General features: G+C 35.6%; 10 protein-coding genes. All 10 read right to left on the minus strand.

Annotation, left to right across the window (positions count from 1 at the left end):
* On the minus strand, window positions 1–156 hold a 156-nt coding region (locus AC1DVP_RS15280), incomplete at its 3' end, for an MFS transporter (protein ID WP_477184439.1).
* A gap of 228 nt (window positions 157–384) precedes the next feature.
* Window positions 385–1674 carry a family 8 glycosyl hydrolase gene (locus tag AC1DVP_RS15285; RefSeq protein ID WP_477184355.1) on the minus strand — a complete coding sequence of 430 codons (1290 nt, stop codon included), beginning with the start codon at window positions 1672–1674 and terminating at the stop codon, window positions 385–387.
* A gap of 41 nt (window positions 1675–1715) precedes the next feature.
* Window positions 1716–2636 (minus strand): alpha/beta hydrolase, encoded by a 921-nt coding sequence (locus AC1DVP_RS15290; RefSeq protein ID WP_477184356.1) that lies wholly within the window; start codon window positions 2634–2636, stop codon window positions 1716–1718.
* A gap of 69 nt (window positions 2637–2705) precedes the next feature.
* The gene (locus AC1DVP_RS15295) at window positions 2706–3557 is read right to left on the minus strand and encodes a sialate O-acetylesterase (RefSeq protein WP_477184357.1); all 852 of its coding nucleotides are present in this window, start codon (window positions 3555–3557) and stop codon (window positions 2706–2708) included.
* Window positions 3558–3597: 40 nt separating this feature from the next.
* Window positions 3598–4839, minus strand: a complete 1242-nt coding sequence (locus AC1DVP_RS15300) for an SGNH/GDSL hydrolase family protein (RefSeq protein ID WP_477184358.1) — start codon at window positions 4837–4839, stop codon at window positions 3598–3600.
* Window positions 4840–4863: 24 nt separating this feature from the next.
* On the minus strand, window positions 4864–6219 hold the full coding sequence (locus AC1DVP_RS15305) for a family 43 glycosylhydrolase (protein ID WP_477184359.1): 1356 nt from the start codon (window positions 6217–6219) through the stop codon (window positions 4864–4866).
* A 33-nt stretch (window positions 6220–6252) separates the two neighbouring features.
* The gene (locus AC1DVP_RS15310) at window positions 6253–8130 is read right to left on the minus strand and encodes a glycoside hydrolase family 97 protein (RefSeq protein WP_477184360.1); all 1878 of its coding nucleotides are present in this window, start codon (window positions 8128–8130) and stop codon (window positions 6253–6255) included.
* Between the two features lie 123 nt (window positions 8131–8253).
* Complete coding sequence (gene xyl3A, locus AC1DVP_RS15315) at window positions 8254–10848, minus strand: xylan 1,4-beta-xylosidase (protein ID WP_477184361.1); 2595 nt, start codon at window positions 10846–10848, stop codon at window positions 8254–8256.
* 60 nt (window positions 10849–10908) lie between these two features.
* Entirely contained in the window at window positions 10909–12468 is a 1560-nt protein-coding gene (locus AC1DVP_RS15320; RefSeq protein WP_477184362.1) for a glycoside hydrolase family 43 protein, read from the minus strand.
* Between the two features lie 126 nt (window positions 12469–12594).
* Window positions 12595–12807, minus strand: a complete 213-nt coding sequence (locus tag AC1DVP_RS15325; RefSeq protein WP_477184440.1) for a glycoside hydrolase N-terminal domain-containing protein — start codon at window positions 12805–12807, stop codon at window positions 12595–12597.
* Between the last annotated feature and the right edge of the window lie 415 nt (window positions 12808–13222).

Below are 13222 nucleotides of genomic sequence, written 5' to 3' on the forward strand. Positions count from 1 at the left end.
TTTTATAGACGAATGCGTGGGAGACAGTCCATAAATATCCGTATAGAAATAGGCCAGATACGTCATCAGGGTCTGAAAAACTAAATTTGCCGCTAAGTCGCCTAGACTGTATCCGATTTTTTCCTTAACAGACAGTTTTTGTGAAATGGTACTCATTATTTGTATTGGTTTATTGAGGGGTTAATGCTAAAATCGATTCTTTTAAGCGCTTAATTAAAACAATCGGTTGTGTAAAAGTATTAAAAAAAAAACGCCAGCAAAAAAAAACTCTAATTATTTATAATATAATTTGAAATAAAAACAAAATCAAGCATATTTCATTAGCACTATTAGCTCAATTAATTTTTATTTAAAAACTCCTTTACTAACTAAACAACTTAAGATCTATTTAGCTTGAGGAGTGATAATTTGATAATTTCCACTTAAATGCATTAAACTAAAAAGATACAGCAAACCATCATAGTAAGGATCAAAATAGCCATCCTCATAAGGTTCAAGCTTAGCATTCCAAATAGCATGAACAAAATCAAAACTTCCTTTTTCATCATTTATTAATGCTGTTGTTGCAGCTGTGGAAACTAAGCCAATAGAATGCCTTAGTTTTTTCACAGATCCAACCTGTAAAATAAATTCTGGCACTGCACCGTCAAGATTAAACTGATCATCATAACTATCTATTCCTTTAGATCTTAGAAATTTTTGGAATTTTACAGCATACTCTTTCTGCCATTTTTTGTCCTTACCAAACCATACATAATCCATTGCAATATTCATTGGAACCCGCCAAGAATCATAACGAAAACCAGCTGGCATCCAACGTGTAACATGAGGCTCTCCACTAAATTCTGTATAATCGGAATTGAGAGCTGTTACAGGATGAGCAGCTCTGTGAAAAAACACCCTCGAAGTATCTGCACAAGCCTTATAAAATTCTTCATGGCCGTCTTTTGCATATTCTGACCAAACTTCATAAAAAGCAGGTAAATGATACGATGGATCTGTCCAATTGTAACTGTTTCCCTCAGGAACAAAACTTATTTGCTTATGTTCGGTATTAATAAGATTGTAAATATTGCCTGTTCCGTTTTTTTTCCACATATTATCCAATATGCGTCTGGCTTCTTTATAATAATTAATTCCTGTAGCATTGCCCCATCTGTTAGAAGCAAATAAAAGGCTGGTTATATAATACAGCTCACCATCAGATGCAGAGCCAGGAGAGTTTTGCTTCATCGTAGCCGGATTAAAGCTCCATGCAAAATATCCCTCACGAGGACCGTTTTGATGCTGCAGATACGTTTTCGAAAATCTCCAAATCCGGTCAAAAACATCTTTTTTATTCAGCTGGACAGCGACCATCATTCCGTATGACATCCCTTCCGTTCTTGCATCTTTATTTTTTACATCAGATACATAGGCCATAGTATCTCTAACTGTAAAATAAACGCGATTAGGCCCTTCAAAAACATCATAATAAGCTTTAGCTAATTTCTGGTCAATAGCTTCCTTTTTGTACCCAGCTTCTAAAAAAATATTTCTGTATTTTATAGTTTCAAAAACTCCTTTGGCTTTTCTTTTTCCCTGAGCAAAAATCATATTAGAAGAAAGAATAACAGTCAATATAAACAAGCCTGTTTTATGAATATTCTTGAATAAATATCTTTGGTTTTTCATTTTATAAGTTTGGTTAGATATTAAAAATTGTACTGAATAAATTATTTTTTCAGCCAGGCATTACTTTCCAGCCATCTAAATAATGGTTCCATCCATCCCGGATGCCTAAAAATAAATCCATGATCTCCTTTTGGATAAATATGCATCTCAACAGGTACTTTATGATTTCTCAATTTTTCAAAATAGACAATACTATTATCCACGTCCACTGTTTTATCATCGGCAGTATGTGTCAAATATGCTGGGGGCGTATCAGACTCAACCTGCAGCTCATTTGAAAACAAATCGACATCTTCCTTGCTTGGATTTTTTCCCAGCAAATTATCTCTAGAACCAGCATGAGTTAAAGCATTTGTCATACTGATAACGGGGTACACCAAAATCTGGAAATCTGGACGCAGGCTTGTATTCTCTTTATTTTCTATATAAGTTTTCTCAAAATGTGTTGCAGCTGCTGAAGCTAAATGCCCGCCTGCAGAAAAGCCCATAATGCCAATTTTATTTTTGTCCAATCCCCATTTTTCAGCATTATCTCTTACTAATTTAATGGCCTGCTGCGCATCCTGCAATGGACCTATTTTTTTATCCGTCATAACGGCATCATTTGGCAATCGGTATTTAAGCACAAATGCAGCAATTCCTTTTTCAGCCAAAGCTTTGGCGGTACTTACCCCTTCCCCATCATACACCACAACTGAATAACCGCCTCCTGGAATGACGATTATTGCTGTTCCCGAAGCTTTTTCAGCATTGGGCTTAAAAAATTCAAGAGTTGGGACAGTTACATCTTTATATATTCCTATTCCAGACTCTTTTATCGCCGATGGTCTTGAGTTAGGTATATCAGACGGATATAAAGTGATTATCTCCTGTGCATGAACAAACAAAGAAAACAGCAGAAAAAGCATTAAAAACAGCCTTTCTTTAAAAATATCACAAAAATTTCTATTTGTATTTTTCATTTAATAAAACATATTTGATTGGCTGTAACTTTATCCTTTGTTGCTGTGACTCATGACAAAAAATCTATCTCATTTAGAAGCTTTATTTCCCTTTAACGACAGCATTTTCTCCGCATATCTTTTTCCTAATTCTCTATAACCGGCAGCATCAAAATGCAAATTATCTTTAGCAACTGTGCATCCGCTGGATGAAACCACATAGGAATTAGGCACCGTTTTTGGAAGAGTTGCAATAATCGTATTCATACTGGCACATATCCCGCCTTGATCTGCATTGACAGTTTCTCCAGCAAGCAAAGGAACATTTTTAGGATTCAGATTAAGATCTTTCATCAAATTGTCATAAACAATTTTGACCTTTTTTGTCCAAAGGGTATCATTTGTATTTGATTCCCCCTGATGCAGTAAAATTCCTTTAATCACTCCGTCTTTCTGAGCAATTTTTGCCATTTCAACCAGCCTTCCATAAGGGTTTTCATCATATTCTTTTACCATTCCTTTCATCCAGTCGGGGGTAGTTGTCATGTATGCCTCATATTTGTCTTTATCAAAAAGCTCAATTTTACAGCCTCCAACTGCCACATTAATAATCCCCACTTTTACATTTTTAGGAAGATGATCAACCATTGCTCTTCCAAAATAATCCGTTAGCGTCAAACCTGTCTTACATCGGCATAATGGCGGAACCGCTGTATACCATTTGCCTTTTTCACGTTTAAGCTCTGGGCAGTTTACAGTTTCCAAAACCTGAAAACGATTATCCACACCTACTGTATCTTGAGGTTCAATTTTAGCGTTTCCTTCCATATTAGATTGACCAAAACTCAAATAAATATGAAAATTAGCATCTTGTGAAAATGAATACTGACCTGCTAAAAGCAATAACAGCACTGCAAAGTATTTATTAATCTCTTTTTTCATTTTTGTGATTTTATAAATTATTTTTAAACTTATCCTTACTCTATTTAAACAAATCTAAATCTATGGCTTCACCCATTCGACGGTAGCCTAATTCATTTGGATGCAAAAAATCTCCGTCATGCATACTTGATAGAATAGTTTTAGACCCAGACTCAGAAACCATTGCTTTATCAAAATCGATTATAGCATCGAAACCGCTATTATTCCGAATCCAAGCATTTACAATATCTCTCGCTTCCTGCCGGTAGGGTGCGTCATAAAATGATTTTTCAAACGGCAAAATAGTGCAGCCATATACTTTTATCCCCTTTGCATGTGCTTTGTCTATCATCACTTTATAAGCACCAATAAGCTCTTGAGCTCTAACGGGTGCATCTTCAGCTTGCTTAATTCCTCCAATATCATTCACTCCTTCCAGAAGAATTAACCATTTTGTGCCTGTTTGAGATAATACATCCCTGTCAAATCTATTTAATGCCGTAGGCCCTAATCCTCCTCTAACAACACAGTTTCCTCCAATTCCTAAATTCAAAACTCCAATATGCTCCGTTTTTTTATTGGCTAATAAACGAGCAGATAATATGTCGGTCCATCTGTTTTGCCTATTTGTGCCAGATCCGCGCCCGTCAGTAATAGAATTTCCTAAACAGACTATATTTGCAGATTTTTTAGGAGCAATCACGTCCACTCCCATAATTGAATACCAATGATCTGTCTTTACTGCTCCCGAAAAAGATGCGTTGTTAAGGTTATCTCCTTCCAAAATATAAGAAGTCGTGCGGGAACCTGGATGTCCGGATGTTTTTTGCGAAGCTGTTCCATAATGAATGGTAATGGCCAAAAGCTGGCCTGGCTGCAATGCAAAATCAAAAGCATCTGAAAACACTTCTTGTTCAGGACTCAATGTTATCTCAGCATTTCCATTAAAGCTTAATGTCTTTTGAGTATTTTGATCAATAGCAGCTCCTTCAGCAACATTTGCAACACTTACGGATTTTAAAACTGTTGGCTGGTCACTAAATATATTCGAAAAGCGTAACCTCATCCGTTTTCCACCTATTGAAACCCTAATAATTTGCCTAAGCGTATTATCTGTCAGACCTGGAGCCGGAGGCATATTATTAGGTTCTACCAACATCTGAGCCGTAGCCCAAGTACCAACCCAATTTTGAGTATTTGTTTTCTCCGTTCCCTGTATAGATGTTATTTGATTGGATTTACAGCCAATAACAAAAATGACTAGGCTTAAAAACCATAACCATTTAAAATATTTCTTTTTCATATTTAATTCTTTAAAAACCTGAAACTATTTTGCAAATTTTATCCAATCAGCCTCAATCTGATTTTCATCTTTCGATAAAACAACCAAATTTTGGATCCCGGATTCCATCTTCAGCAATGGCGATTTTATTTCTGTCCAATTACTGCCTTTAGGAATAATCACCTCAGCAATAATCGTTTGTTTTTTTCCTTTAAGAGCTATTTGCAGAACGCCACCTTTTTCTGAAAAAGCTTTAACAGTCAATGATTTTAATTTTTTTTGTCCAAAATCAATATTATTGTACTGTATCCAGCCTCCAGATTGATTGAAAACTGTTTTCCAGCCATTAAAAGAATTTTGACTGTCCAAAAATGAAATTGACACCCCTTTATCACTTATTTCAGAATAACGGTCAATTTGAATTTGATCTGTCGCTTTGGTATTTCCTACTCCTCTCAATGTAGGAATGACTTTCTGAATGCTTCCGTCTGGTTTGAAAAACAAATAATCTGCTCTAATTGATCTAGCTTTATCAAACTGAGGCGATAAATCATTATGATGATAAAATAAATACCATTGTTTTTTAAATTCTATAATCGAATGATGATTTGTCCAGCAGCCAGAAGGCGATTCATCCATAATGACACCCGCTGCCTTAAACGGTCCTAAAGGATTATCGGCAGTTGCATATTCTAAACGTTCAATTTTGTTTTCGACATGAGGATAAGTCAAGTAATAAATCCCATTTCTCTCAAACATATATGGGCCTTCTTTTAGTCCTTTCGCAGGAAGATTCTCGAGTATTTTTACCTCAGAATCTAATTCGGTCATGTTTTCTTTTAATTTGGCCACATAAATATTCCCTCCAGACCAATACAAATAGGCCTGTCCGTCTTTGTCTATAAAAACATTAGGGTCAATCCCGCTGATGCCTTTTATCGGATTAGGCTCTGGCACATAAGGGCCTTCTGGTTTGCTGGCAATGGCAACACCCACAGTAAATCCTTTTTTATAATTAACTGTATCTTTTGGAATACTCGGAAAATAGAAATAATACTTACCGTTTCTTTCAATACAATCTGGAGCCCACATACTATAGCTGTTGGGTTTAACCCATGATACCTTATTTTGCTGCACTATCATTCCATGATCTGTCCAATCTGTTAAGTTAGATGTAGAAAACACATGATAATCTTCCATACAAAACCAATCTTTACGCCCTTTTCCTTCTGTTGCAAGTATATCATGAGACGGAAAAACATAGACTCTTTCTCCAAATACCCTAGCAGAAGGATCGGCAGTAAACTGATCTCTGATAAGCGGATTTTGAGCAAACGAAATCGTGCTAACTATAAAAATCAACATTATTTCGATTTTAAAAATACAGGTTAAATTCTTCATTATATTTTAGTTAAGTAAAATTAAAACCGTCTCTTAATTGACCATCAGCACACCTCCATTAGAAGGTATTGTCAATTGAGCCAACTGGTTTTTATTAATTTTTACAGTACTCACTTTTCCATTTAATTTCAGATCATCGCTGTACAGTTTTAATTCAGTTCCTGCCATAATCATTGGCAATTTTAAATTAATTTTCAGCGTCTCTTTTTGAGCATTCACACCGGCTACATACCATTTTGTGCCTTTTCGGCGGGCAAGCACCACATATTTACCAGGATAACCGTCTAAAAAACGGACTTCATCCCAGGTTGTAGGTACTTCTTTCATAAAGTTAATAGCCCATTCAGGGGCGTCTGTCAAATTATTTGGTGCCAAAGCAAAATGCTGTACCCCGCTTTGAAACAGTACGGTTGCTGCTAGAGCAAATACATCCGAAGTCATTCTTTTTGAACCTTTGTTAAGCGTATTGTCACTATTATAAAATTTATTCAAGGCACTTCCTCCAAAATCCATGCTTCCCACCACATTCCGGATAAAAGTATGTATGGAGGCATTCATTGCTTCATTATCACAGCTTCCCTGACCAAAATGCAAATTTTCACTGGCCAAAACCGCTTCGCTTGCTGCATAATTTGGATACATTCGCTCCCATCCCCTAGGCAGTGTACAGCCATGAAAAATAACCATGATGCCAAAATCATTTGCATCTGCTAAAATATCTTCATACAGCTTCATTGTAACCTGTTTGTCTCCTCCAAAAAAATCAACTTTGATTCCTTTAATGCCAATGCTTTTCATCCAAGCCATTTCCTTACGGCGGATAATAGTGTTGTCCATAATTCCTCTAGGGCCCTGAGGAGCATCATTCCAATACCCGTTAGAATTGTACCACAAATAAAGCCCTACTCCTTTGTCAGCACCATATTTTGCCAGTTCAGCAATTTTATCTTTACCAATTTGCGTGTCCCAAAGCGCATCAATTAAGATCGTTTCATATCCCATGGCATTACTAAAATCGATATACTGTTTTTGAACTGGAAAAGTCGTATTGTTATCCATTTTCATAATCCAGCTCCAAGTTCCTTTTGTATATTGGTATTTTTTAGAAGCTTCGTATTTTGGCTTAACCAAATCAAACGGAATAGTTGTTTCTACAATTGGAGCCAATGTTTCACCCACAGTAATTGTTCTCCAAGGTGTTTCTCCCGGCAATGCAATACCTGGAGCAGTTGTTCCATTGCCATTATTTTCGCCTGCCATTGGGAATCCTATTGTATATAAACCATCAGTATTGCCAATAAGCCTGCTGCCGCAATAACCGCTGTCAACACCAGTTTCAGAAATTAATACCCACCCATTGTTATTTACTTTAAAAAGACAGGGAAAAGTATATCCGTCACCCGAACCATTTTTCCCCATTGGAGCATCAATAGTATAGGGAGTTTCATAACTTGGCATTGTTCTGGCATATCCTACCATCGATTTACTCTGAGGGCACAAGAATGTTGTCGTTCCTTCCGGCAGTAAAAAACCGGAAGCTTCTTCCTGTACAACACAAGAACGGGCTTCTTTTTGCGGGTAAACTTTATACTTAAAAGCAACATTATTATTACTTGCCCTAAAAATTACATCGATAGCTTTTTTTCCATCTTTGGTAAAAGAAAATACAGCCTCGTTAGCCACATAATGCACCCCGCTTTGCTTTATATTAGATAACTCATAAGTTTCATCAATTTTATTTTGATTCACATTAGCTTCTAAAACTAATCCCGAAGTAAAATCACCAACATTGGTTTTTAAGCCAAGAGGAGATCTTTCTAAAAATTGTTTTTCATTGTAAGCAACACTATAAAAAGGTTTCCCGTTATTTAAAGAAATTGATACTTTAAGTTTTCCGTCTGGACTTTCCACGATCGATTGTGCTTTTAAAGCAAAAAAACTGAACAGACAAAAGCATAAAAGATATTTAAAGTTCATAATATATTGATTGTTAATTAGCATAGTCTTAATATTTCTTTTATTATATCCTCTGTTTTATTTAATGAAAACTTTAGTCATTTTTAAATCTTTGGCATCCGAACTGTTACCATAATAAACCTCATATTCACCCGAAGCTACATTCATTCTTTTAGCATTAGAATCATAAAATTCGAATGAAGAAGCTGGTAAATCAATAGTTATATTTTGTTTTTCTCCGGCTTTTAAATTGATTCGTTTAAAAGCTTTTAATGTTTTTAAAGGCCCATCGGAATCATTTAATTTTCTAACATAAACCTGAACAATCTCTGTTCCATCACGTTTACTAACATTATCTACGGTAAAATTTAATTGAGTATTTTCATTTGGTTTTATATTTGTCTTGCTTAATTCACCTGATCCAATAATAAACTTGGAGTAGCTTAAGCCAAAACCAAAAGGAAATAAAACATCCGTAGTGTATCTATACGTACGTCCTTTCATTGAATAATCTTCAAAATCACGTAATACCTCTGAGTTTTTATAAAATGAAACCGGCAGTTTTCCAGCAGGATTATAATCACCAAAAAGCACATCAGCGACAGCCTGACCTCCAGATTCCCCTGGATACCATGCCTGTAAAATAGCATCACAGCTCGAGGTTTCAGGCGTTAAAGCAATGGCAGAACCAGAACAGTTTACAAAAATTACTTTTTTGCCAGCCTCTTTCAGCTCTTTCAAACATTTTCTCTGAACAGGCGGAAGCTCGATATTTGTACGATCACCGTCTTTAAAACCAGGGTAAGAAACAGGCATTTCTTCACCTTCAAGCAAAGTAGAAAGCCCTCCTACAAAAACTACAGTATCGATACCTTTTAATTTTTGAATCAATTTGCTAAAATCTATGTCAAATCCTTTTCCAAAATCGAACTCAAGATTGGCTTGCCAATTGTTTGATTGAGCGTAAAGAATTTCAATTTTATATTTTTTTCCAGCTTCAACGACAAATGGAATATTAGCAGGAACAGTACGCCAATTGTTACTTTTTGAAATTGATTTTCCGTTCACTAATAATTCAAAAACACCCGTAATACCAGTTTTAAAAACAAGAGTATCGTTTTGCTTCGATAAATATTCCGTCTCATATTTAGCTGAAAATCCTTCCAGCTTAACTCCTGATGCAAACTCATGCTGACCTGCAGTGGTCATTTTTATAGGATTAACAATTTGCTGAGATATTACACTAGCACCCTCTCTATTTGGATTATTCCAATAAGTAGCTTTCATTCCTTTTTTTCCTTCAAATGAAATTTGGTCAAAATAAGTCTGAGTTACTTTATCTTCTACTAAATCACAGGCTTTATCGTAAAAGATTTTATTTGCACCCGTTTTGGATTCGATTCCGTCTTTTATCGTAATCGTTCTAACGGGTGTACCATTATAATTCCCCCATAACATCGGCTCATTAGCAGCGTTTGGACCAATAATTGCAATTTTGCCTGCAGTTTTATTTAAAGGAAGAACATTGTTTTTATTTTGCAGAAGCGTCATTGTTTTTTGCGCCATTTCAAGTGCCAACTGTTGATGTTCTTTATTATTAAGAACAGATGCAGGAATTTTTGTCCAGGGCACAATGGCATCATCATCCATTTCACCTAAATCAAAACGGCCTATTAAAACACGAAGCAGACTTTTATTAATATCGGCTTCTTTAATTAAATCTTTTGCCACAGCTTCGGGCAAATTTTTAAAAGGATACTTCTCCCAAACGCATTCTACATCGGTTCCTGCAAGTACAGCTTTCGAAGCTGCATGAACCGCATCTGATGAAACTTTATGGGAAGTATAAAAATCAGTTACTGCTCCGCAATCTGAAACTACCATGTATTTATATCCCCACTCATCGCGAAGAATACGCTGCAAAAGACGGGTATTACTGCAGCAAGGCTCATCGTCCAGACGCTGATAGGCACACATCACCTCTCTAACATCGGCATCCTGCACTAACGCTTTAAATGCCGGCAGGTATGTTTCGTACAACTCTCTCGGATCTACATTATTAAGATTTAATTCATGTCTGCTCCATTCTGGTCCTGAATGAACAGCAAAATGCTTTGCACAAGCTAAAAGCTTACGGTATTTAGCATCAGCAGGACCTTGCAATCCTTTCACAACAGAAATCCCCATTCGAGAAGTAAGATAAGGATCCTCGCCATAGGTTTCCTGACCTCGGCCCCAGCGGGGATCTCTAAAAATATTTACGTTAGGAGTCCAAACCGAAAGACTCAAAAAGCGTTTATTTTCATTTCCGTTTTGAATCCACTGGTTATATTTTGCTCTGGCTTCATCTGATACTGCATCAAATACACGATACACAAACTGATCGTCAAATGAAGCTGCCATACCAATAGGTTCTGGAAAAACAGTTACATTATCGTTATTCGCATAGCCATGCAATGCTTCGCTCCACCAATTAAATTTTTTAATTCCGAGTCTTGGTACAGCATCTGACTGATCGCACATTAATGCTGCTTTTTCTTCAAGAGATAATCTCGAAATTAAATCCGCTGCCCGCTCTGCTGAGCTGAGAGAAGGATTCTGAAAAGGATATTGTTGCGCATTTATGCTAAATACTGAAAATAAACTTATAAAAAACAGGTATTTAATTTTCATGATTTTATATTAGAATTGAATTTAATAATTAAAGTTTTTGCAGTAAAATGAAGCAGTAAACTAATTCGTTTTTGAAATTTTGTCATCAATATGGAAATAATCAAAATCCACAAAACCGCCAGTATTTTTAGTTGCATAATTAAACAAACCAAATCGGTATCCCATAAAATGAGGAATTGTGTATGGCAGTTTTATAGCATTTCCGATACTAATCCATTTTTTTCCATCCAAACTGTAGAAAAACCTTCCAATATCTGCTTTGTCTTTAAAATTACATTCGGTTTTGAAATACACTTTATCCTGATTTAGAGAAACACTTTCGATTTCTTTAGAGGCATCAATCATTACGATTTTTTTAGAACCATTTTCAGCTTTTACAGCAACCAACCCAAAATCTTTTTGCAGTAACGAAAGCCCTGCAAAATCGCCTTCCTTCATATTAGAAACTTCTACTAATGTTTCGCTCGAACTTTCTGGTCCAAAAGTCCTTTGTGTTAATGTATTTTTAGCCTGAAGAAAACTACTGTCTATTCTGCCTGTTTTTAATCTTAAATATCCTTTTCTTTCTGTCACAGACCAAAGTGCGTTATTCGGATTGTGATTCCATTGCCACACCAATGGCAATTCTTTTTCTCCGCTTTTGCGGGTAAAGTCATCCGAATTAACAATACCAGGAATAAGACCTTTACTAGCCGGCAAATCAAGATTTTCTGGAACTTTGCCATTTTCGCCCAATATTGGCCAGCCATCTTCCCATTTTACAGGCACCAGATAAGGAATACGCCCTACGCCTCCTGCATCTCTAAATAGATAGGAAAACCATTTTCCGTCAGGAGTATCAATAAGTCCGCCTTGTGCAACACCTAAATCCTGTAAACCGACTTTTCCTTCCCAAGGTCCTGAAATGTTATCTGCTCTGTGTATAACTACAGTACGCATTCCACCTTTTGGCCAGCAAATATTAAATAAATAATATTTTCCTTTTACCTTAAAAAGCTGAGAACCTTCAGAGTTCAGCATAATATTGCTACCTGCAGGAGAGCTTGCATTTTCAATTAAAACTTTTTTAGTTTCTTCCTTAACTGCCGTAAGGTCATCATTCAGTTCTATAATCTCAATTTTTCCCGCTCCCCAAACCATATATACTTTGCCGTCATCATCAAAAAAAATCGAATGATCATGGTAAGAAGCGTTTAAAACATTTTTTTTCCAAGGCCCTTTTTCTAAATTTTTTGTAGAAAAAATATATGTTTTGCCTGTTGTCCCGGAAAAAGTACTGACATAGTATGTACCATTATGATAGCGCAGGCTGCTGGCCCATGAACCTCTTCCATAATCATTTTTTCCATTATCTAAATTTAGTTTATCATCATTATCCTCCAGTGTTTCATAAGCATAATTAATGAGTTTCCAATTGACTAAATCGCTGGATTTCATAATGGGCACCCCAGGATTCATATGCATAGTAGTGCTGCTCATATAGTATATACCACCAACTCTAATAATAGATAAATCAGGCACATCTGCATAAATCACTGGATTTTTTGCTTTACTGTTTTGTGCAGCTGCAGAAGCCACCAGCATTAGGCTTAAAAATAACGGTTTTAAAAAATTTCTCATCTTTTCAAATTTTGTTTTCTCTGATCATTGTCTCTTTTGTTAAAAAATAACTATTTAACAGATATACTCTGTTCTGTCCATGTAAGCTCATTTATATAAAGCATCTCATTAATTTTTCTGCGTTTTTTATTCGCCTTGAAAAAGAAGTTTCCTAATTTCATTCAAAGCACTTTTTGCACTGGGATTATCATTTCTATTAGGACTCCCACTCCAAACAGTACCTTCATTTAATTGAAGAATTTCTTTCTCAACATTCCCATATACCATTGCAGCCTGAAAACCATTCCCGATAGGCAATGCATTTTTCCAAACCTTTCCAAATGGTGTATGATACCAAATTTTTAAATCATTTGGATATTAAGCAAATAATGGAACACAAAAAACAATACAATGTTGAATATTTTTTTTCATAAGCTGCATTTATCCTCTTCTCTAAGGATTTGATAATACAAATAAACAAAACCTTAAGTGTTTATATTACACTTTTAAAAAAAAGTAAAAAAACCTTATGGGCAACTTATTTAAAAAAAGGCTTCTTCTAAAAAGCTCAGAAACCTTTATTTATATTTTTTTAAAATTTACTGAATTAAAGATACAATCTTATTATTCTTTTAGTCTGTTTTGCTAATCATTCATTTACAAAACATACTGCTGTTAAACCTCATTTTTAATAATCAAATTAAAAAGCCGAGTGAATTAACCCTCGGCTTCTAACTAAACAAATTTAAAAACCAACAGATGAAGGTATCCTGTA

The sequence above is a fragment of the Flavobacterium sp. P3_A6 genome (assembly GCF_056403035.1).

Coding starts and splice junctions, on each gene's coding strand:
- AC1DVP_RS15290 (WP_477184356.1), bottom strand. CDS start 2,636: ATGAAAAATACAAATAGAAATTTTTGTGATATTTTTAAAGAAAGGCTG.
- AC1DVP_RS15285 (WP_477184355.1), bottom strand. CDS start 1,674: ATGAAAAACCAAAGATATTTATTCAAGAATATTCATAAAACAGGCTTG.
- xyl3A (WP_477184361.1), bottom strand. CDS start 10,848: ATGAAAATTAAATACCTGTTTTTTATAAGTTTATTTTCAGTATTTAGC.
- AC1DVP_RS15295 (WP_477184357.1), bottom strand. CDS start 3,557: ATGAAAAAAGAGATTAATAAATACTTTGCAGTGCTGTTATTGCTTTTA.
- AC1DVP_RS15305 (WP_477184359.1), bottom strand. CDS start 6,219: ATGAAGAATTTAACCTGTATTTTTAAAATCGAAATAATGTTGATTTTT.
- AC1DVP_RS15300 (WP_477184358.1), bottom strand. CDS start 4,839: ATGAAAAAGAAATATTTTAAATGGTTATGGTTTTTAAGCCTAGTCATT.
- AC1DVP_RS15320 (WP_477184362.1), bottom strand. CDS start 12,468: ATGAGAAATTTTTTAAAACCGTTATTTTTAAGCCTAATGCTGGTGGCT.